Below are 19,009 nucleotides of genomic sequence, written 5' to 3' on the forward strand. Positions count from 1 at the left end.
CGGGTTGCCGAAGCCCTCGGTGGGAGTGACCGGGGTGGCGCTCCCACAGGGTCTTTGTCAGGATGCAAAGCCGGCGTTAACCCGGCCTTCTTTCGCGAAAGATCAGTTCCAGCCAGCGCGGTCCATCATGCGAATCGCCTCGGCCTGCCGCCGACCGGCCACTTCAACCGGGATCGTGTCCGCCTTGAATGCGCCCCAGCTCGCCACTTCTTCAGAAGGCGCCACTTTCGGGTTAGCCGGGAATTCCTGATTGGTGCCGGCGAATATCGTCTGAGCTTCAGGGCCTGTCATCCACTCCACCAGTGCTTTGGCGGCGTCTGGATGGGGCGCGTATTTGGTCAGGCCAATGCCGGAAAGATTGACGTGCACGCCACGATCCGACTGGTTGGGCCAGAACAGGCGCACGGCAAGATCCGGATTATCCTTGTGCAAGCGACCATAGTAGTAGGTGTTGACGATACCGACGTCGCATTGGCCGGCATTGATGGCTTCCAGCACCGCGATGTCATCGGAAAACACGTCGGTCGACAGGTTATTCACCCAGCCCTTGAGGATCTTCTCTGACGCCTCGGCGCCATGGGTTTCGATGAGCGTGGCGGTCAACGACTGGTTGTAGACCTTTTTGGCGGTACGCAGGCAAAGACGGCCTTCCCACTGTTTGTCGGCCAGGGCTTCGTAGGTGGTGAGTTCTGCAGGTTTGACGCGATCGGTGGAGTAGGCAATGGTCCGCGCGCGCAGGCTCAGGCCGGTCCAGCTGTGGGTGGAAGAGCGGTACTGGGACGGAATGTTGGCGTCGATGACCGGCGAAGTGAACGGCTGCAGGATGCCCATTTGCTCAGCTTGCCAGAGGTTGCCCGCGTCGACGGTGAGCAGCAGGTCAGCCGTTGCGTTCTGGCCCTCGGCCTTGATGCGCTGCATCAGCGGCGCTTCCTTGTCGGTGATGAATTTGACCTTCACGCCGGTCTTGGCGGTGTAGGCATCGAACACCGGTTTGATCAGCTCATCGATTCTGGAGGAATACACCACCACTTCATCTGCGGCCTGGGCGGTGCTGCCGAGCACGGTTAATGCCAGGGCAGCCAAAAGACGCTTGCTAGCCTGCATGCAGGTTCTCCTGATTCGAGAGAGGGGAAAAACGAGGCGAAATGGTAGTGAATCGCATCTGCCATCTCAACCGAAGTCAGGATTGAGGCGTTACCGGATGTTGCGAGGTGCCGGCGGTGCCACACCCGGAACCACTGAACGCACGCGCAGTTACAGTGGGACCGGCTTCAGCCGGGAAGAGGCCAGCTTGAACGCCATCAGATTCGCGGCGTAACGAATGGCGCTTTTCCGGCTAAAGCCGGTCCCACGGTGAAGCGCGCGGACAGAAAGTGCCGTGTTGTCAGAGCCGTGCCAGCGTCGGGAGGTCCCCGGTCAGGCCCAAGGCCTGGCGCACGAACAACGCTTTGGCCTCTGCCGAACGATCGACCATCTTCAGCCCGGCGTTGCGTAACAGACGAACCGGCAGCGCGTCAGCCTGGAACAGTCGCTCGAAGCCTTCCATCGCCGCCATCAAGGTCAGGTTATGCGGCATGCGCCGACGCTCGTAACGGCTCAACACGCGCTCATCGGCCAGACGTTCGCCGCGCTCCACCGCACCGCGCAGCACTTCGGCCAGCACCGCTGCGTCGAGAAAGCCCAGGTTGACGCCCTGCCCCGCCAACGGATGGATGGTGTGCGCGGCATCGCCGATCAGCGCAAGGCCGGGCGCTATGTAGCGCTTGGCGTGGCGTTGACGCAGCGGCACGCAAAGCCGCGGATCAACAGAAATCACCGGTCCGAGACGGCCTTCGAACGCATTCTCCAGCTCACGGCAGAAGCGTTCGTCGTCGAGCTTCATCAAACGCTCGGATTGCTCCGGCGTCACCGACCAGACGATGGAGCACCAATGCTCACCCTCTCGGTCGAGCGGCAAAAAGGCCAGCGGGCCACTGTCAGTGAAGCGCTGCCAGGCGGTTTTACGGTGGGAGTCCGCCGTTTGCACGCTCGTCACGATGGCGTGGTGCAGGTAGTCCCACTCCCGCGTCGCGGTGCCGGTCATGCGTCGTACGGTCGAGTTGGCGCCATCGGCGGCCACCACCAGCGGCGCACGCAATGTGCGGCCGTCGGAGAGCGTCAGGAGCCAGTCATCGCCGGAGTGACGCATCTGCTCCAGACGCACGTCTGCCAACAAGCCGATGTCGCTGGCATGCAGACGTTCGACCAACGCATCCTGCACCACGCGGTTTTCGACGATGTGCCCAAGCACCTGAGCGTGAACGCTGGAAGCAGAAAAATGCACCTTGCCCGTGCCGCTGCCATCCCACACGTGCATGTCGCTGTAGGGGCTGACGCGACGCGCAACGATGCCATCCCAGACGCCAAGCCGCTCAAGAATGCGCTGACTGGCGATGGACAACGCACTGACCCGGGCTTCGAAGGGGGCATCAGCCACGAACGGTTTGACCGTCAGGGGACCGCCATCCACCACAAGGATGTTCAGCCCACTGTCTCGCAGCGCCAGCGCGAGCGCACTCCCCACCATTCCGGCCCCGACAATCAGCAGATCTGCGCGCGTTTCCATGCTTTAAATCGTTCTCGACTGTGGCGAAGGCCACGAATGAATGGAGTGTTCAGACATCGCTTCGCGTTCCCAGGCCCATGGCCTGACGGGCGAACCAGCTCTTGGCCGAAGGCAACAGATCCAGGCCCAGGAGGCCCAGATTGCGGCCTGCAGTCACGACCGACTGCTGACTGCTGAACAACCGGGTGACCTGATCGGAAAAGCCGACGGTCAGTTTTTGATCAACCCGCTGGCGCTCGCGATACACCTGCAACGTCGACAGCTCGCCCAGCGGTGCATTACTGGCCAGCAGCGCCTCGGCCAGGGAGGCGGCATCACGCAGCGACAGGTTGAAGCCCTGCCCCGCAATCGGATGAAGACTGTGGGCGGCATTGCCGAGCACCACCAGATGGGAGCGGATCTGCTCTTCGGCCTCGATCAGCGCCAGCGGATAGCTGTGGCGCACCCCCACTTGCTTCAGTGCGCCCAGCCGGAAGCCGAAGACGCCCTGCAGTTCTTCCAGGAAGCTTCGGTCGTCCAGCGCCATCAGCCGTTGAACGTCATCGCCGGTGCGCGTCCAGACCAGCGCGCAACGATTATCCGGAAGCGGCAGCAACGCCATGGGGCCATTTTCGGTAAACCGCTCGAAGGCCTCACCACCGTGTGGGTCTCCCGGCGTGATGTTGGCGATCAGCGCGCTTTGATCGTATGGCGTGTGTCGCACGGCAATGCCCAACTGCTCGCGCAGGCTGGAACGGCCGCCATCGGCCAGCACCGCCAGGTCGCAGGTTAGCTGAGTTTCGTCATTGAGCGTGAGTTGGTAGCCATCGGGCAGCGCCTGCATCTGCGTGACTTCGGCCGGGACCCGCCAACTGATCACATCCTTGTCCAGCGCCTGCCACAGGCATTGGCCCAGCCAGGCGTTTTCAACCACGTAGCCCAGGGCCGGAACGCCTTCTTCCATCGAAGACAGGTGCGCGGCGCCAAACCGGCCTTTGTCGGAAACGTGAATTTTGAGGATCGGCTCGGCGCGGCGGCTGATCTGCTGCCACAGGCCCAGGCGCTCGTAGATCTGCCGCGCGCCGAAAGACAGCGCTGAAGAGCGCGCGTCGTAGCTGGGTTGGTACGTGTCGCCGGGCGCAAACGGCTCGATCAGGACGATTTTCCAGCCTCGCGCCTTCGCCCCGGCTTGCAGGGCCAGGGCCAGGCTTGCGCCGACCAGTCCGCCACCCACGATGGCCAGATTAAAGCGGCTCATGCGGCTTGGGTTCGTGCTGCGGCCATCAGGGCCTCGATCTCGGCAACGGTTTTTGGCACATCGCCCGTCAGGATTTCACAGCCTTTTTTGGTTACCACGACGTCATCCTCGATTCGCACGCCAATCCCGCGCCACTTTTTGGCGACGGTCTGATTGTCCGGGGACACATAAATGCCGGGCTCGACCGTCAGCGCCATCCCGGCCTCCAGAACACGCCACTCTCCGCCAACCTTGTATTCGCCGACGTCGTGCACGTCCATGCCCAGCCAGTGTCCGGCGCGGTGCATGTAAAAAGCTTTGTACGCTTCGGCAGCAATCAGTTCATCCACCGCGCCTCGCAGCAGCCCCAGCTCAACCAGCCCTTCGGTGATGACTCGAACCGTAGCCTCGTGGGCCTGATTCCAGTGATTTCCGGGTTTGATTGCTGCAAACGCCGCTTCCTGGGATTTGAGCACCACCTCGTAAATCGCCTTCTGTTCGGCGGAGAATTTGCCGCTTACCGGGAAGGTACGGGTAATGTCACTGGCGTAACAGTCGATCTCGCAACCGGCATCGATCAGTACCAGGTCACCGTCTTTGAGCGGCGCGTCGTTCTCCTGGTAATGCAGGATGCAGGCGTTGCGCCCCGAGGCGACGATGGAGCCATAGGCCGGCATCTTCGCGCCGCCCTTGCGGAATTCGTAATCAAGCTCCGCTTCCAGGCTGAACTCGTACAGCCCGGCGCGACTGGCCTGCATGGCTCGCACATGGGCACGGGCCGAGATCTGCGCGGCCTCACGCATCACCTTCACTTCGGCCGCCGATTTATACAGGCGCATGTCGTGAAGCAAGTGATCCAGCGCAACGAATTCTTTGGGCGGCTGCGCACCCAGGTGCGCCTTGGAACGGATGACGTTGATCCACTCCATCACATGGCGGTCGAATTCAGGATTGCTGCCCATGGACGAATACACCCGATCGCGACCCTCGATGAGGCCGGGCAGGATGTCGTCGATGTCGGTGATAGGGAAGGCATCATCGGCGCCGTACTCGCGCATCGCGCCGTCCTGGCCCGCGCGCAGGCCGTCCCACAACTCGCGCTCGGGATTGCGTTCGCGACAGAACAGGACGTACTCACCGTACTCGCGGCCAGGGATCAGCACGATCACCGCTTCCGGTTCGGGGAAGCCACTCAGGTACTGAAAGTCGCTGTCCTGGCGGTACACATGCTCGACGTCCCGATTTCGAATCGCCACAGCCGCCGCTGGCAGGATGGCGATGCTGTTGGGCTCCATCTGCTCCATCAACGCCTTGCGGCGGCGGGCATATTCGGCTTTCGGGATATGAATCATGGGCAAGTGCGGTTCTCCGGGAGATGCGCTTCGGCCACCGCCGCGCAAGGGCGGCATGGCGGAAGCCGCGATGACGCGCTGTCAGTGCAAAGAAGGCTTGGCTTCGTCGTCAGCATCGGTTTTCTGGTTGAACTCGGTGAACAGCAGCAACGGCGCAACGCGCAGGTACTCCATGACTTCCATGTAGTCGCTCTCGCCATCTTCGGACTCGTCCAGCGCGTCATAAACCTGCGCGATGGCGGCCAAGTCTTGCAGCACGTCCCTGGCATCATCGCTCAGTGACTGGCCACCCACCCGGGCAAAGCCACTGAGGAAACCCTGGCACCACTGGGCCATGGCGGCGGTGCGTGCAGCCAGGGGCTCATCATCACCGGGCAACAGCAACACGACGGTCATGTCGTCACCGGTCAGTTCGCTTTTGACCATTGCCTGCAGGCCGATCAGGGCCTGACGCACTTTGTCGTCTGGCTCTGTTTCCAGCAGCAGATGAGCGTCGGACAGCCACTCTTCTGCATCGAAGCCTGCGCCGGCGCAACTGCGGCCCAGCAAGAGGCCGTGCAATTCGGCAGGAGATACATGATGACCACTGCTGGCAAGCAGGGCGGCGAAGCCGTTGTACGGGGAATTCTGAATAGGCATGGGCAACTAGGCGCCAAGCGGCGCAATGTCTAGAATGAAGGCCTTGTATCGTAGCACCGGCAGACGCGCCCAAGCTATCAGGCGATGTCCGGGGCGAATCCAGACGCCAGCGCCTGCACCACTCATCTGAAAGTAATCAGTGGAAAACAATGGAAGACAACGACCTGCAAGCGCTGATGGCTCGACTGGAGTTATTGATCAATCGTGTCGAGCAACTAAAAAGTCAAAACGGACTCCTATTAGCTCAGGAAAAATCCTGGCGCGAGGAACGCGCTCAACTCATTGAAAAAAACGAAATCGCCCGGCAAAAGGTCGAGTCCATGATTTCGCGCCTCAAGGCCCTGGAGCAAGACTCATGAGTAATGGCAACAGCATCACCGTGCAAATCCTCGACAAAGAATATTCGATCATCTGCCCGCAAGAGGAGCGCACCAATCTGGTCAGCGCCGCGCGTTATCTGGACGGCAAAATGCGCGAGATCCGCAGCAGCGGCAAAGTCATCGGCGCCGACCGTATTGCGGTGATGGCCGCACTGAATATTACCCATGACCTTCTGCACAAACAGGAACTGCCACCCGCAAAGGCCCAGGCCAATGGTGCCAACAGTGAGCAGGTTCGCGATTTGCTGGACCGTGTAGACCTGGTCCTTGCCACGGATTCGGATAAAGCACAAGGCTGATTGTTCGGACATGATTGGGTATACTTGCGACCGCTCCCTGGAGTGCTTGCCAGTCGGTCATGTCCCTGAGCCGATACGCACAACCACGGGGGTTGCACGTTGGGGTTGGTGTGCATGTCCGCTCGACGGAAAGCCTTAAAACCTCCTGCAATCTCCACCTTGAACTTTCGGGTTCAAGGGCTACACCGACAGCGGTTCGTCGGGGAGTCTCGAACCTTCTACCCATCGCCAGGCGCCCCGTCTGGCGGTGGGCATCGTGAATCTGCCTGATTCCACGACATCACTATCCAACGCCTCACGGACCCGCCAGCATGACCTCATCCGGCGCCGCTCCCCTTCCAGATCCTTCAAGCCTCTCTCGACCAAAGTTGCGTCGGCTTCTTCGCCATAATCGTCGCGCGCTCAGCCCGGCAGAACAGCGACAGGCGGCGCAGGGCCTGTACCGTCAACTGGCGCAAAACCCGCTGTTTCGCCGCGCCCGTCACGTTTCGCTCTACCTTCCGATGGACGGTGAAATCGACCCGCGCCTGCTCCTCCGTGCTGCTCAAAAACGCGGCAAGACCACGTACCTGCCGGTGCTCAGTGCCTGGCCTCGAACCAAAATGGTGTTTCAGCGCGTGCGCCTCGGGGAGACGTTCAAGCCGAACCGGTTCCGCATCCCGGAGCCACGTACCAATGCCAGGCGACAGCGCAAGATCTGGACGCTCGACTTGGTGCTGATGCCGCTGGTGGGGTTCGATCCGGAAGGGGGACGTCTTGGGATGGGTGGCGGCTTTTACGACCGCAGCCTGGCTTATCTCGCGCGTCGTAAAACCTGGCGCAAGCCGGTGCTGCTGGGACTGGCCCACGAGTGTCAGAAAGTCGGGAAGCTGGCGGTCGCCAGTTGGGATGTTCCGTTGGCAGGAACGGTGACGGGTACGCGTTGGTATATGGCGGGGTGAATCATCAGCAATGCGCGCTTGGGTGAAAAAAAGCGCGCTGCGAAAAAGCGGTTTAGCGGCGGAGCTGTGGCTGCTGTTGCTGAGTGATTTCAACCGGCGCGTCTGCCTTGGCAGCCCACAGACTTTGCGCATAACCGGTGGTAACGATTCCCAAGCCGAACAAAATTGCCAAAATCCACAGTACATCCGGCTTGCGTCGCATTCATCGTCCCCTTTGTAACGAATCAGAATCTGAAATCGATAACGTTTAAACAAGGCCGCCAGATAGTGCAGCCCTTAAAATGCCGGCATTCTGCGGCAACGTGACGCAACACGCAAATACTGGCGCCAGCCGACTGTCGGTTTGTCATCAAATCGTAGGACAACTTTCCCAATACCTGTTCAGGAACCTTATAAATGGCCTATTGGCTGATGAAATCCGAGCCCGACGAGCTCTCGATCAGCGGGCTGAAAAAGCTCGGGCAGACGCGCTGGGACGGTGTACGCAACTACCAGGCCCGCAACTTTATGCGCGCGATGGCCGTGGGCGATCAGTTCTTTTTCTACCATTCCAGCTGCCCCGAGCCCGGGATCGCCGGCATCGGAGAAATCGTCAAGGCCGCGTATCCTGATCCCACTGCGCTGGACGAAAAAAGCCACTACTTCGACGCCAAGGCCACCGACCAGAAAAACCCCTGGAGCGCCCTTGATGTGGCATTCGTCGACGCGTTTCCCACCGTGCTGAGCCTGAGTTTTCTGAAGCAACAAGCCGCACTGGAGCAGATGCCCCTGGTGCAGAAAGGCAGCCGCTTGTCCGTCATGCCGGTGACGGACGAACAATGGGCCGCCGTGCTGGGCCTGCGCTGAGTTCAGAACGCGGCGTTATTGGGCAATGAAGTTGTTGAACAGCAGGTCATCAACCACGGGCTTGCCGGTTTCCTGGGTCAGCACTTGCTGGGTCTGCTTCAGGGCTTCCTGACGCAGTTTCTCCTTGGCATCGACGTTGCCCATGCTGTCGACCGTTTGCTGAGTGAACAGCGCCACCAGCTGATTGCGAATCAGCGGCTCGTTCTGCTTCACCAGCTTCTGCGCTTCGGCGCCGGTCACGCGCAAGGCGACGTCGGCCTTATAGACGTGCAGTTTCGGGCCGCCATCCAGTGAGTAGTTGCCTACGAAGGGTGGCGTCAACGCCACGTAGGAAACCTTGTTCGGATCTTCCTTCTCGCCGCCCTCTTCTGCCAGCGCCACAACCGGCATCGACAATGCCATCAACATCAAAATCCACGCTTTCACAGTCCGCTCCTCAATCCGTTTTGCCGCATAGCTTACTTCAGCTTATGCACGCCTATCAGGCCGGGCCATGCTCATTGACCCCACAACCTCGCTACCTGTACTTATCGGCCATCCCCGAAAAAGGAATAGCCCTCGATGAAAGCCGTGCTTTGTAAAGCCTTCGGTCCCGCTGCAGATCTGGTGCTGGAGGAAATCCCCAGCCCGGAGCCGAAGAAAAACGAGATTCTTCTGGACGTGCACGCTGCCGGGGTCAACTTCCCGGACACGCTGATCATCGAAGGCAAATACCAGTTCAAGCCGCCTTTTCCGTTTTCGCCTGGAGGTGAAGCGTCGGGTATCGTGACCGCTGTCGGTGAAAAGGTCAGCCATGTGCGTGTCGGTGACCGGGTAATGGCGCTGACAGGCTGGGGCAGCTTCGCTGAACAGATCGTCGTGGCCGCTTACAACGTCCTGCCCATCCCCGAAACGATGGACTTCACCACCGCCGCCGCCTTCAGCATGACCTACGGCACGTCCATGCACGCCCTCACACAGCGCGCCAATCTGCAAGCGGGCGAGACGCTCCTCGTGCTCGGCGCCTCCGGGGGTGTCGGCCTGGCGGCCGTCGAGATCGGCAAAGCCATGGGCGCTCGCGTGATTGCCGCCGCCAGCAGCGCAGAAAAGCTGGAGGTCGCCAAAAACGCAGGCGCCGACGAGGTAATCAACTACAGCGAAAGCAATCTCAAGGATGAAATCAAACGCCTCACCAACGGTAACGGCGTCGATGTGATCTATGACCCGGTGGGCGGCGACCTTTTTGATCAGGCCGTTAGGGGCATCGCCTGGAACGGGCGACTGCTGGTCGTCGGTTTCGCCAGTGGCTGCATTCCTGAGCTGCCGGTCAATCTCGCGCTGTTGAAAGGGGCCTCGGTTGTAGGTGTGTTCTGGGGCTCATTTGCCCAACGCCAGCCCCAGGACAACGCGGCGAATTTCCAGCAACTGTTCACCTGGTTCAGCGAGGGCAAGCTGAAGCCGCTGGTGTCGAAGGTTTACCCGCTGGAGCAGGCGGCAGAAGCGATTGAATCGTTGGCGCAGCGCAAGGCGGTGGGCAAGGTGGTGGTGAGGGTCAGGTAGCGTGTATCAGGGTCGCTTCCAATCTGAAAGGGCTGACCACGCGCTCACAGCATCATCCTCACTTGATCAGGTAACACGTCCTTGTAACGCAGTTCCGGATTCACCCGGCATCGCTGAATGATCTCCGGAGCTGCATCTGCCAGCGCATCCCCCAGCGCGAACCGTCGCTCGTCGGACAGCCTGCGGTAAGTGGCGACCCTCGCCAGCACTTTGAAGGTGTGCCGGAACACGCTCATGTCGATCTCTTCAAGACCGGATGAGTTTTGCTGGAAGTCGTCCAGTCGCTTGTTGAATCGGGCGCAGGTCATGTGTCGCAGGCTGCGATGAAGCCAGGGCACGGGGGCATTTCCTTCACGCGGGTGGACGAAGTAATGCTCCTGCCGCAGCGAGATAACTGCCGGACGCTGATCACTGACCACCCAGGGTTTTACGCGCCATGTCGGCGCAATGTTTACTACGGAGAGGGAAAACAGAGGGTGCGAGCTGTCCAGCACCTCAGGCGCGGAAACCTTTCCATCGTGGTGCGCCTTCAGGTTGTAGACGACCCACCCGGATACTCCCGATTTTGAAAGCGAATACGGCCAGGCGGGCGCCCTGCGGTAATCAAACTCAACACTGCGCTCGTCTGCATGAACCTTGATACACACCGCAAGCATCACCCATAAAACCCACCTGCTCATCACTGCCGTCACCTGCGCGCTTCTTCCTGTGTGCCCCCTGCTTGAGTGCAAAAGGCCGGCGCGCAGTTTGTGTGTTGGGCTGCGGCGGCAATAGCTCATGACTTCCCAGAGCTGCGTAGGATCGATCCCAAAATCAACGCCTCGCTAAACAACCCGCGACGGCGCCCGATGTGTTCCGTATATTTCACGCCCGATACATACCGAACGGGCCCTCATTCGGTATCGACTCCAATACGAATTGCGGACCCAATATTGATGACCGTCACTCTGATTTTGATCTCGCTGTACGCGCTGTCGATCGCGGTATTTTGCCTCGCCACTCAGCGTTTACCGATCCTCTCCCAAGACGCGCTCCACCGCGTTTCGTCGCTGGACGGCCTGCGTGGCGTGCTCGCAACCGCAGTCATCGTTCATCACTTCATCGTCAGTTATTACTGGCACGTCAACGGGGTCTGGGAAACCACGGACAGCCGCGTGCTGAACAACATGGGCACGGTGCCGGTGTCGTTGTTTTTCATGATCACGGGCTATCTGTTTACCGCGAAGATTTACCGAAGCGAGCCGAAATGGCGGCAGATCCTGTCGTCACGGTTACGGCGGATTTTCCCGATGTACCTCTTCAGCGTCGCGCTGATTACGGCCATCGCGCTGTACCAGTCAGCAGGCATCAGCGCGCCGATCATAGACACCATCAAGTCGCTCGGCCGGTGGGTGATTTTAATCGGCAGCCCCATCAATGGTTTTACGGACACCGTGCGTATCAACGCCTCGGTGCAGTGGACGCTGCTCTATGAAGCAGTTTTCTATCTGTCGCTGCCGGTGCTGTATTGCCTGCTTCGGCGCAAGCTCCCCGGCATAGCTGTCGTCGCCTCGCTGATTGTGCTGGCGTGCCTGTGGGGCGAATACCACCATCACTTTCACAACCGGTTCATCAAACTGTTCGCTGTCGGCATCGCAGTGGCGGTGTTTGAAGACCGGATGCGCCAGTGGCGAATCGACTTCACGGGCGTGCGCTGCACGTTGGTTGCGGTCGTGATACTGCTGATCTGCATGAAGCTCAAATCGTATTCGACGCTGCAGATGCTGATCCTCGGCATTCCGTTTGCGCTGTTTGTGCTCGGCAACAGCTTGCACGGGTTGCTGGAGATTCGAGGATTGAAGATTTTGGGCGAGGCCAGCTTCAGCATTTACCTGCTGCACGGCATCGTCATCTACAGCGCGTTCAGCTTGCTGGGCATGTATGACTTCACCACACCGGATCCACTCAGTTACGCGCTGTATTTACCGCTGATCATCCTGCTGACCAGCAGCATCAGCGTCGCGACGTACTGGTGCATCGAACATCCGTTCCTGCGCAAGGCACCCCCGAGCGCTAAAGCAACCCTGCCGAACGCTTAAGATTCGGTAACGGGTCACCGATGCTGGCTGGCCGATGGCGAACTGAACACCTCGTTCGCCCAGCTGGCCATGCTGCACCGGTGAGCAACTTCTTCGGGCGAACATCCCGCTAATGAACGCTTCTGCGCAAACGTCGATCACTGACTGCCTCCCGACATCCCGGATGCGATGTTCGCAAAGGAATTCCCTCTCGGCCCGTGTTTACGTCCTTTTTATCCGATGAGAAGCCTTCCTATTTTCTGTAACGAAAATGTAATATTCGGATTCGCATAACAATAAAATAAATGGAGTGTCCCGATGTTTGCCTTTTTCCGTCCTGCCGCACATCAGGCTCCGCTGCCTGAGGAGCGTGTCGACTCTACCTACCGCCGCCTTCGCTGGCAGATTTTCGCCGGCATCTTCTTCGGCTACGCCGGCTACTATTTGCTGCGCAAGAATTTCTCGCTGGCCATGCCCTACCTGATCGACGAGGGATATACCCGTGGCCAACTGGGCCTCGCGATCTCAGCGATTGCCATTGCGTACGGGCTGTCGAAATTCCTGATGGGGCTGGTGTCGGATCGCTCCAACCCGCGCTACTTCCTGCCATTCGGACTGGTGATTTCCGCGCTGGTGATGTTCGTGTTCGGATTCGCACCCTGGGCGACGTCCAGCGTAACCATCATGTTCATTCTGCTGTTCATCAATGGCTGGGCCCAAGGCATGGGCTGGCCGCCGAGCGGACGCACGATGGTGCACTGGTGGTCGCAGAAGGAGCGTGGCGGCGTGGTCTCGGTATGGAATGTGGCGCACAACGTCGGTGGTGGCTTGATCGGCCCGCTGTTCCTGCTCGGGCTGGGTTGGACCAACGACTGGCACGCCGCGTTCTACGTGCCTGCGGCGGTTGCCCTGTTCGTCGCCCTGTTCGCCTTCGTCACCATGCGCGACACCCCACAGTCCGTGGGCTTGCCGCCGGTCGAGGACTACAAGAACGACTACCCGGAAGGCTACGACGCGAGCCACGAAGAGGAATTCACCGCCAAAGAGATCTTCGTCAAATACGTCCTGCGTAACAAAATGCTCTGGTACATCGCGCTGGCCAACGTATTCGTTTACCTGCTGCGTTACGGCGTGCTGGACTGGGCGCCAACGTACTTGAAAGAAGCCAAGCACTTCGACGTCGACAAGACCTCGTGGGCCTACTTTTTTTATGAGTGGGCAGGCATTCCGGGCACGCTGCTGTGCGGCTGGATGTCCGACAAGATCTTTCGTGGCAACCGTGGCCTGACCGGCATCGTGTTCATGGCAATGGTGACCGTTGCGACGTTGGTCTACTGGCTCAACCCGCCCGGCAACCCCACCGTCGACATGATTGCGCTGGTCTCGATCGGCTTCCTGATTTACGGCCCGGTCATGCTGGTCGGCTTGCAGGCCCTTGAGCTGGCACCGAAGAAAGCCGCCGGCACCGCAGCGGGATTCACCGGCCTGTTCGGCTATCTCGGTGGCTCGGTCGCCGCCAGCGCGCTGATGGGTTACACGGTCGACCACTTCGGCTGGGACGGCGGCTTCGTGCTGCTGGTGTCCGCTTGCATCCTCGCAATAGCGTTCCTGATACCGACGCTGCGGCATACGCGGGTGGCGAGCCAGTCGCGAGAGGAGATAGCTTAAGTCTCAAACGAAAAGGGCTTGGTCAGTGCAATGATCAAGCCTTATTCGGACCAGAAGCTATATCGCCAACAACACCGGCCTGCACCGCTTGAACCGCGCTTCCAGGCTCAGGTCCGGCATGGCGTGGGTGCGCAGTGCGCGGATGGTTTGCTCGACGTATTCCCACGTGGTCCCGTATCGGCCGCTGGCATTGGCCAGCACCTGGGTGAGCACGCTGTCGGGCAGGTTCCCGGCGTAACTCGGCAGATGCCGCTCCAGCACAAATCCCAGCGCCTGCACCTTGGTGCCGTCTTCAAGTCGGCAGTTGAGCCAGTGCGGGCGGTAGGACGGGAACGGCATTTCTCTCTGCCACAACGCCAGCAGGGACTCGTCGATATTGTCTTCGGGCAACCGGTAGGCGAATCCGCTGCAGGAGCCGCCGCGGTCCAGACCGAATACCAGCCCTGGCTGCTCGGGCGTGCCACGGTGTTCGTGGGACCAGAGATAGAGACCGCGATGATAGCCGTGGACCCGTCCGCGCTGACGCTCGACGGCGCTGCACTCGGGTCGCCAGATCAATGATCCGTATGCGAACAACCAGATCGGGCCGCCCTTGTGACGGCTCATCGTGGCGTGGATGGAGGCAAGAAGCTGCTCGCGGCTCAGTTTCGGCCCAAGATCGATGACCGGCGGGTAGGACAACCCCAAGCCATCATGGACAGCTTCCGCCAGGATATTGATTTGATTCCCCATCTGGTTCCCCCCACCGGCAAGGCTGACGCCGGTGCAACGCTGAACACTCATGAAACGGGTCTGGCAACAACGAATGAACAATCAGACGGCATCGCAGGCAGTGTGACGTTGTGACTCGGCCACCGGCGCACGGGTCACGCCGGAAAAGCCGATATCTGACAAACAGCCATGCAATACGCTGTCCACATCCAGCCCGGCGAGTGGCTGCGCTTCAGGGCCTCGGCGCATACGCGAACACATCGGCACGCATCTGATGCGCATCCATGCCCGCCAGCACCAGCGCATCGAGGGTCGAATAGACCATGGCCGGGGAGCCGCTGGCATACACATAAAGCGGCTTCAGATCGCTGAAGTCCTCGCAAACCGCCTCATGCAGCATGCCGCAGCGCCCTTCCCAACCGCACAGATCACTGACGATCCTGTGCAGGAACAGATTAGGCAGCGTCTGCCACTCCTCCCAATGCGTGAGCTGGTAGAAATCTTCCGGACGGCGCATTCCCCAATACACATGCACCGGATAGGGGAAACCTTTGGCGCGGCAATGCTCGATCAGGCTGTGCATCTGCCCCATACCGGTGCCTGCCGCAATCAATACCAGCGGGCCATCGGGCAATTCGCCCAGATGAGTATCGCCGAAGGGCAAGTCAACCCGCGCCATGCCCTCGCGCCGCAGCTGCTTGATCAGGTTTTGCGCACTGGCCTCGCGGGCGAGGACGTGAATTTCGAGATCGCGCCCGCTCTCCGGCGCTGACGCCATGGAAAACGCCGATTTTTCGCCGTCGTCCCGATGGATCATCAGGTACTGACCGGCGTGATAACGCGGCGGCTTGCCGGCAGGCGCACGGAGCATCACGCGCCAGACATCGCCGCCGACTTCAACACACTCGCTGACCTGGCAGGCGAACGTACGCACCGGCAGCTCGCCGAGCGCCAGCACGCTGTCCCACAGCACAACGCAGTCTTCCTGCGGCACCGCCAGGCACGTGTAGATTTCGCCGTGGTTGCGGATCTCTCCGGCCTGCTCGACGCTGCCTTCAACCAGCAGCGCGGAACAGATGTGGCAATTGCCGTTGCGACAGCTCTGAGGGCATTCATAGCCCAGACGCTGGGCGGCGTCGAGGATCCGTTCGCCTGGCAATGTCTCGATGACCGCGCCCGAGGGCTGCAAAGTTACACGCATCAATCAATTCCCAGCTGAGTCCAGATTTCATCGATCCGGCGGGTCACCGCTTCGTCCTTGACGATAGCGCGACCCCATTCACGGGTGGTTTCGCCCGGCCACTTATGGGTGGCATCGAGCCCCATTTTCGAGCCCAGACCGGACACCGGCGAGGCGAAGTCGAGGTAGTCGATTGGCGTGTTGTCGATCATCACCGTGTCGCGCTTGGGGTCCATGCGCGTGGTGATCGCCCAGATGACGTCATTCCAGTCACGGGCATTGATGTCGTCGTCGGTGACGATAACGAACTTGGTGTACATGAACTGTCGCAAAAACGACCAGACCCCCAGCATCACGCGCTTGGCATGGCCGGGGTACTGCTTCTTGATCGTCACGACCGCCATGCGGTACGAGCAACCCTCGGGCGGCAGGTAGAAGTCGACGATTTCCGGGAACTGCTTCTGCAGAATCGGCACGAAGACTTCGTTTAGCGCAACGCCCAGGATGGCCGGCTCGTCAGGCGGCCGGCCCGTGTAGGTGCTGTGGTAAATCGGCTTGATGCGGTGGGTGATGCGCTCGACCGTGAAGACCGGGAAGCTGTCGACCTCGTTGTAGTAGCCGGTGTGGTCGCCGTACGGACCCTCGTCGGCCATTTCGCCGGGATGAATCACCCCTTCAAGGACGATTTCGGCGCTGGCGGGGACCTGGAGGTCGTTGCCACGGCACTTGATCAGTTCGGTACGGTTGCCACGCAGCAGGCCGGCGAATGCGTATTCGGACAAGCTGTCGGGCACCGGCGTGACGGCGCCCAGAATGGTGGCGGGGTCAGCGCCCAAGGCCACGGACACCGGGAATGGCTGACCCGGGTGCTTGTTGCACCAATCCCTGAAATCCAGCGCGCCGCCGCGGTGGCTGAGCCAGCGCATGATCACCTTGTTGCGGCCGATCACCTGCTGGCGATAGATACCCAGATTCTGCCGTTCTTTGTTGGGCCCGCGAGTGACCGTCAGCCCCCACGTAATCAGCGGGCCGACATCGCCGGGCCAGCAGGTCTGCACGGGCAGCATGCCAAGGTCGACGTCGTCGCCCTCGATCACGATCTCCTGACACGGCGCGTCCTTGACGACTTTCGGCGCCATGGCGATCACTTTTCTGAAGATGGGCAGCTTGGACCAAGCGTCTTTCAAGCCCTTGGGCGGCTCGGGCTCTTTAAGGAAAGCCAGCAGCTTGCCGATTTCCCGCAGTTCGGACACCGACTCGGCGCCCATGCCCATAGCGACGCGCTCGGGCGTGCCAAACAGGTTGCCAAGCACCGGGATGTCGAAACCCGTCGGCTTTTCGAAGAGCAGCGCCGGCCCCTTGTTGCGCAGGGTCCGGTCGCAGATCTCGGTCATTTCCAGTACAGGGGAAATGGGCACCTGAATGCGTTTCAACTCTCCGCGCTGCTCAAGCTGCTGCACGAAATCCCGTAGATCCTTGAATTTCATTAACCCGGCCACTCACCAAATAGATGCACATCCTACCTGCTCTGACCGCAGAGGGCAGCTTGTGTCCAACTCAAATGCGCGGTGTTTCGCGCAACAGCGGCGCGAACAGCAGTTGCATCTTCTCGCCGCCCAGGTCCGACAGGTGATCTTCGTCCTTGTACAGCGAACGCCCATCAACTTCGGCACGGCACAGACCGCCCTCACACAGCAGCGGTTTAGGGTCGATCAGGTGAATGCCTGCATCCGCACGGCTGAGGGTGTCGAACAGGTGGTTGATAAACGCCTGCCGCCCATCAAGCTCCGCAGCCGGACGCCCGACCTCTGCAGCCGAACGTCCAACCCTCGCCAGGCTGCTCAATCGCTCGATGGTGCCCTTGCGCTGCTGCGGCACTTCCTTGAACAACCAGACCTGCGCCCCCGCTGCTCGCAATTCAGCGATCTGCGCTTTCAAAGCATCGGCGAAATACGCTTCGTTTCGGGGAATGGATTCGTGTTTCAGCAGCACGTTGCTTTTGTTGCCGTCTTCCAGGCCGTAGATGTACAAACTCCAGCGCGCGGCCAGCGTCACGTCAGGGATTTTCTGTGCTCGAACGCGCTCGACGTTCAGGGCGTTGAAGTCCTGACAGCGCTTGCTTGTTGCGGTGCTGACCAGCGGCGGACATCCGCTCATGCTTGCCAGCCAGACAGGCACATGGACTTGCTCGGCCGCGCTTCTGACGCCTGGCCACAGGGCTGCCGCATGACTGTCGCCCCAGACGAGATGGGACGGCGCGGCATCGGCATTGCCACCCGCCCGACAGAGCTTGTCCAGACCTTCGCTGTGCTTTGATCCGAGCAGGAAACAGTCCATCTGCCCGGCGCTCCACTCCCGCGACTGCGCATATTGCAGGGCCTGGCCGGACAGGCGTTGCGGTACGCCGTCACTGGAGCGCACCGCCTGCCCCATCAGCGCCAATACGGCCAGCGTCAGCAGTCCGCCCATCAGTACCGGCTTGCGGCCGGCCAGCACGCGGCGTTCACGGAATGGCAGCTCGACAAAGCGCCAGCTGATCCAGGCAAGCGCGCCGGTCAGAAGGATCCAGCCAATCGCTTCAAGGTCAGAAATTCCGTCAGCTGAAATTGCATTGGCATAGACATGAATAGGCCAATGCCACAGGTACAGCGAGTAGGAGATAAGCCCGATTGCCACCAGCGGTTTGATGCTCAGAAAACGCCCGACCCATGACGCGGGATGACCGTTGGCCCAGATCATCGCTGTGGTGCCCATCACAGGCAGCAGCGCCGCCCAGCCGGGGAATTGCGTGGTTTTGTCAAAACTCAGCATCGCCAACACGACCGCCGCAAAACCGCTCAAACTGACCGTTTGATACATCCAGCTCGGCAGCGGGCGTCTAGGCGCAGGGGCGACGGCCAGCATCGCCCCGCACAGCAGTTCCCATGCACGCATCGGCAGCAGAAAGAATGCTGCCTCGGGTTTGTGCTTGATCGCCCAGATGTTCAGCCCGAACGACAGCACCAGCAGGCCGAGCAGCAACCAGCGCCAGTGCCGCACGTACCGCGTCGCCAGCACCATCAGCAGCGGGAAGAAAATGTAGTACTGCTCCTCCACCGCCAGCGACCAGGTGTGAAGAAGCGGTTTGAAATCTGACGCGGAATCGAAGTAGCCGTCCTGCCGCATGAACAGCAGGTTGGACATGAACATCGACTGATACCGCACTTCCCGGCCCAGCTCGGCGTAGTCCTTGGGCGTCAGCAATATCCAGCCAAACGCCAACGTGGCCAGCACGACAACGGTCACGGCAGGGACGATACGCCGCGCGCGACGGGCCCAGAAATCGACGAAGCTGAATCGCCCCGCGCTGATCTCGCGGAAGATGATAGACGTGATCAGGTAGCCGGAGATGACGAAAAACACGTCGACGCCGACGAAGCCGCCGCTCAGGCCCAGACCGAAGTGAAACAACAGCACCGGGACCACGGCCAGGGCCCGCAGCCCATCGATATCACGGCGATTGCCAAACGTGTGCATGACGCTCCTTGTCTACGGGAGAGATCTACAGAAAAGGTCAAAAAAAATGGTGTCCAGAAG

General features: G+C 60.4%; 19 protein-coding genes and 1 other RNA gene. 8 read left to right on the forward strand and 12 right to left on the reverse strand.

What is annotated here, in order from left to right; all coding sequences use genetic code 11:
- Window positions 1-102 precede the first annotated feature (102 nt).
- The 5 genes from BBI10_RS05910 to BBI10_RS05930 all read right to left on the reverse strand — a co-directional run bounded on the left by BBI10_RS05910 (window position 103) and on the right by BBI10_RS05930 (window position 5,812).
- Window positions 103-1,104, reverse strand: coding sequence for an extracellular solute-binding protein (locus tag BBI10_RS05910; RefSeq protein ID WP_065987455.1), 1,002 nt, complete (start codon window positions 1,102-1,104; stop codon window positions 103-105).
- Between the two features lie 280 nt (window positions 1,105-1,384).
- Window positions 1,385-2,605 carry a 2-octaprenyl-3-methyl-6-methoxy-1,4-benzoquinol hydroxylase gene (locus BBI10_RS05915; protein ID WP_065987456.1) on the reverse strand — a complete coding sequence of 407 codons (1,221 nt, stop codon included), beginning with the start codon at window positions 2,603-2,605 and terminating at the stop codon, window positions 1,385-1,387.
- A 49-nt stretch (window positions 2,606-2,654) separates the two neighbouring features.
- Entirely contained in the window at window positions 2,655-3,842 is a 1,188-nt protein-coding gene (ubiH, locus tag BBI10_RS05920; RefSeq protein WP_065987457.1) for a 2-octaprenyl-6-methoxyphenyl hydroxylase, read from the reverse strand.
- A complete protein-coding gene (gene pepP / locus BBI10_RS05925; RefSeq protein ID WP_065987458.1) occupies window positions 3,839-5,173 on the reverse strand; it encodes a Xaa-Pro aminopeptidase in 1,335 nt (444 codons plus the stop codon). The genes ubiH and pepP overlap by 4 nt, the downstream gene beginning before the upstream one ends.
- 81 nt (window positions 5,174-5,254) lie before the next feature.
- Window positions 5,255-5,812, reverse strand: coding sequence for a YecA family protein (locus BBI10_RS05930; RefSeq protein ID WP_065987459.1), 558 nt, complete (start codon window positions 5,810-5,812; stop codon window positions 5,255-5,257).
- A 149-nt stretch (window positions 5,813-5,961) separates the two neighbouring features.
- Between BBI10_RS05930 and BBI10_RS05935 the strand changes: the two genes are divergently transcribed.
- The 4 genes from BBI10_RS05935 to BBI10_RS05950 all read left to right on the forward strand — a co-directional run bounded on the left by BBI10_RS05935 (window position 5,962) and on the right by BBI10_RS05950 (window position 7,432).
- Complete coding sequence (locus BBI10_RS05935; protein WP_037016503.1) at window positions 5,962-6,171, forward strand: TIGR02449 family protein; 210 nt, start codon at window positions 5,962-5,964, stop codon at window positions 6,169-6,171.
- Window positions 6,168-6,491 carry a cell division protein ZapA gene (locus BBI10_RS05940; protein ID WP_065987460.1) on the forward strand — a complete coding sequence of 108 codons (324 nt, stop codon included), beginning with the start codon at window positions 6,168-6,170 and terminating at the stop codon, window positions 6,489-6,491. Before BBI10_RS05935 ends, BBI10_RS05940 begins: the two co-directional genes overlap by 4 nt.
- A 31-nt stretch (window positions 6,492-6,522) precedes the next feature.
- Window positions 6,523-6,701: non-coding RNA, 6S RNA (ssrS, locus tag BBI10_RS05945), on the forward strand.
- A 101-nt stretch (window positions 6,702-6,802) separates the two neighbouring features.
- On the forward strand, window positions 6,803-7,432 hold the full coding sequence (locus BBI10_RS05950; protein WP_065987461.1) for a 5-formyltetrahydrofolate cyclo-ligase: 630 nt from the start codon (window positions 6,803-6,805) through the stop codon (window positions 7,430-7,432).
- Window positions 7,433-7,484: 52 nt separating this feature from the next.
- On the opposite strand, the gene BBI10_RS27120 is transcribed toward BBI10_RS05950, so the two are convergent.
- Complete coding sequence (locus tag BBI10_RS27120) at window positions 7,485-7,634, reverse strand: hypothetical protein (protein ID WP_122534092.1); 150 nt, start codon at window positions 7,632-7,634, stop codon at window positions 7,485-7,487.
- Between the two features lie 194 nt (window positions 7,635-7,828).
- Here BBI10_RS27120 and BBI10_RS05955 point away from each other — a divergent pair, with 194 nt between their 5' ends.
- The gene (locus BBI10_RS05955) at window positions 7,829-8,278 is read left to right on the forward strand and encodes an EVE domain-containing protein (RefSeq protein ID WP_065987462.1); all 450 of its coding nucleotides are present in this window, start codon (window positions 7,829-7,831) and stop codon (window positions 8,276-8,278) included.
- A gap of 15 nt (window positions 8,279-8,293) precedes the next feature.
- On the opposite strand, the gene BBI10_RS05960 is transcribed toward BBI10_RS05955, so the two are convergent.
- The gene (locus tag BBI10_RS05960) at window positions 8,294-8,704 is read right to left on the reverse strand and encodes a flagellar basal body-associated protein FliL (RefSeq protein WP_065987463.1); all 411 of its coding nucleotides are present in this window, start codon (window positions 8,702-8,704) and stop codon (window positions 8,294-8,296) included.
- Window positions 8,705-8,839: 135 nt separating this feature from the next.
- On the opposite strand from BBI10_RS05960, the gene BBI10_RS05965 reads away from it, so the two are divergent.
- Window positions 8,840-9,817, forward strand: a complete 978-nt coding sequence (locus BBI10_RS05965) for an NADPH:quinone oxidoreductase family protein (protein WP_065987464.1) — start codon at window positions 8,840-8,842, stop codon at window positions 9,815-9,817.
- Window positions 9,818-9,861: 44 nt separating this feature from the next.
- Here BBI10_RS05965 and BBI10_RS05970 read toward each other — a convergent pair whose 3' ends face one another.
- The gene (locus BBI10_RS05970; protein WP_167355774.1) at window positions 9,862-10,509 is read right to left on the reverse strand and encodes an energy transducer TonB; all 648 of its coding nucleotides are present in this window, start codon (window positions 10,507-10,509) and stop codon (window positions 9,862-9,864) included.
- A gap of 243 nt (window positions 10,510-10,752) precedes the next feature.
- Here BBI10_RS05970 and BBI10_RS05975 point away from each other — a divergent pair, with 243 nt between their 5' ends.
- Both BBI10_RS05975 and glpT read left to right on the forward strand, forming a co-directional pair.
- Window positions 10,753-11,895: an acyltransferase family protein gene (locus tag BBI10_RS05975; protein ID WP_065987466.1), complete on the forward strand. Its 1,143-nt coding sequence runs from the start codon at window positions 10,753-10,755 to the stop codon at window positions 11,893-11,895.
- Window positions 11,896-12,192: 297 nt separating this feature from the next.
- A complete protein-coding gene (gene glpT / locus BBI10_RS05980; RefSeq protein ID WP_065987467.1) occupies window positions 12,193-13,542 on the forward strand; it encodes a glycerol-3-phosphate transporter in 1,350 nt (449 codons plus the stop codon).
- A 57-nt stretch (window positions 13,543-13,599) separates the two neighbouring features.
- Here glpT and BBI10_RS05985 read toward each other — a convergent pair whose 3' ends face one another.
- From BBI10_RS05985 to BBI10_RS06000, 4 genes are all read right to left on the reverse strand, one after another.
- The gene (locus BBI10_RS05985) at window positions 13,600-14,274 is read right to left on the reverse strand and encodes a gamma-glutamylcyclotransferase (RefSeq protein ID WP_065987468.1); all 675 of its coding nucleotides are present in this window, start codon (window positions 14,272-14,274) and stop codon (window positions 13,600-13,602) included.
- A 211-nt stretch (window positions 14,275-14,485) separates the two neighbouring features.
- Complete coding sequence (locus BBI10_RS05990; protein WP_065987469.1) at window positions 14,486-15,454, reverse strand: CDP-6-deoxy-delta-3,4-glucoseen reductase; 969 nt, start codon at window positions 15,452-15,454, stop codon at window positions 14,486-14,488.
- A complete protein-coding gene (gene ubiD / locus BBI10_RS05995) occupies window positions 15,454-16,920 on the reverse strand; it encodes a 4-hydroxy-3-polyprenylbenzoate decarboxylase (protein WP_065987470.1) in 1,467 nt (488 codons plus the stop codon). The genes BBI10_RS05990 and ubiD overlap by 1 nt, the downstream gene beginning before the upstream one ends.
- 70 nt (window positions 16,921-16,990) lie before the next feature.
- Window positions 16,991-18,949, reverse strand: a complete 1,959-nt coding sequence (locus BBI10_RS06000; protein ID WP_065987471.1) for an acyltransferase family protein — start codon at window positions 18,947-18,949, stop codon at window positions 16,991-16,993.
- Window positions 18,950-19,009: the final 60 nt, after the last annotated feature.

The sequence above is a fragment of the Pseudomonas graminis genome (genome assembly GCF_001705435.1).
GTDB classification, from domain to species: domain Bacteria; phylum Pseudomonadota; class Gammaproteobacteria; order Pseudomonadales; family Pseudomonadaceae; genus Aquipseudomonas; species Aquipseudomonas graminis_B.

What these genes read in the sequence shown, in the direction of transcription:
- ubiH (WP_065987457.1), bottom strand. Translation starts at nt 3,842, where the DNA reads ATGAGCCGCTTTAATCTGGCCATCGTGGGTGGCGGACTGGTCGGCGCA.
- BBI10_RS05930 (WP_065987459.1), bottom strand. Translation starts at nt 5,812, where the DNA reads ATGCCTATTCAGAATTCCCCGTACAACGGCTTCGCCGCCCTGCTTGCC.
- BBI10_RS05940 (WP_065987460.1), top strand. Translation starts at nt 6,168, where the DNA reads ATGAGTAATGGCAACAGCATCACCGTGCAAATCCTCGACAAAGAATAT.
- BBI10_RS05965 (WP_065987464.1), top strand. Translation starts at nt 8,840, where the DNA reads ATGAAAGCCGTGCTTTGTAAAGCCTTCGGTCCCGCTGCAGATCTGGTG.
- BBI10_RS27120 (WP_122534092.1), bottom strand. Translation starts at nt 7,634, where the DNA reads ATGCGACGCAAGCCGGATGTACTGTGGATTTTGGCAATTTTGTTCGGC.
- ubiD (WP_065987470.1), bottom strand. Translation starts at nt 16,920, where the DNA reads ATGAAATTCAAGGATCTACGGGATTTCGTGCAGCAGCTTGAGCAGCGC.
- BBI10_RS05910 (WP_065987455.1), bottom strand. Translation starts at nt 1,104, where the DNA reads ATGCAGGCTAGCAAGCGTCTTTTGGCTGCCCTGGCATTAACCGTGCTC.
- BBI10_RS05985 (WP_065987468.1), bottom strand. Translation starts at nt 14,274, where the DNA reads ATGGGGAATCAAATCAATATCCTGGCGGAAGCTGTCCATGATGGCTTG.
- BBI10_RS05990 (WP_065987469.1), bottom strand. Translation starts at nt 15,454, where the DNA reads ATGCGTGTAACTTTGCAGCCCTCGGGCGCGGTCATCGAGACATTGCCA.
- BBI10_RS05975 (WP_065987466.1), top strand. Translation starts at nt 10,753, where the DNA reads ATGACCGTCACTCTGATTTTGATCTCGCTGTACGCGCTGTCGATCGCG.
- BBI10_RS05935 (WP_037016503.1), top strand. Translation starts at nt 5,962, where the DNA reads ATGGAAGACAACGACCTGCAAGCGCTGATGGCTCGACTGGAGTTATTG.
- BBI10_RS05915 (WP_065987456.1), bottom strand. Translation starts at nt 2,605, where the DNA reads ATGGAAACGCGCGCAGATCTGCTGATTGTCGGGGCCGGAATGGTGGGG.
- pepP (WP_065987458.1), bottom strand. Translation starts at nt 5,173, where the DNA reads ATGATTCATATCCCGAAAGCCGAATATGCCCGCCGCCGCAAGGCGTTG.
- glpT (WP_065987467.1), top strand. Translation starts at nt 12,193, where the DNA reads ATGTTTGCCTTTTTCCGTCCTGCCGCACATCAGGCTCCGCTGCCTGAG.
- BBI10_RS05950 (WP_065987461.1), top strand. Translation starts at nt 6,803, where the DNA reads ATGACCTCATCCGGCGCCGCTCCCCTTCCAGATCCTTCAAGCCTCTCT.
- BBI10_RS06000 (WP_065987471.1), bottom strand. Translation starts at nt 18,949, where the DNA reads ATGCACACGTTTGGCAATCGCCGTGATATCGATGGGCTGCGGGCCCTG.
- BBI10_RS05955 (WP_065987462.1), top strand. Translation starts at nt 7,829, where the DNA reads ATGGCCTATTGGCTGATGAAATCCGAGCCCGACGAGCTCTCGATCAGC.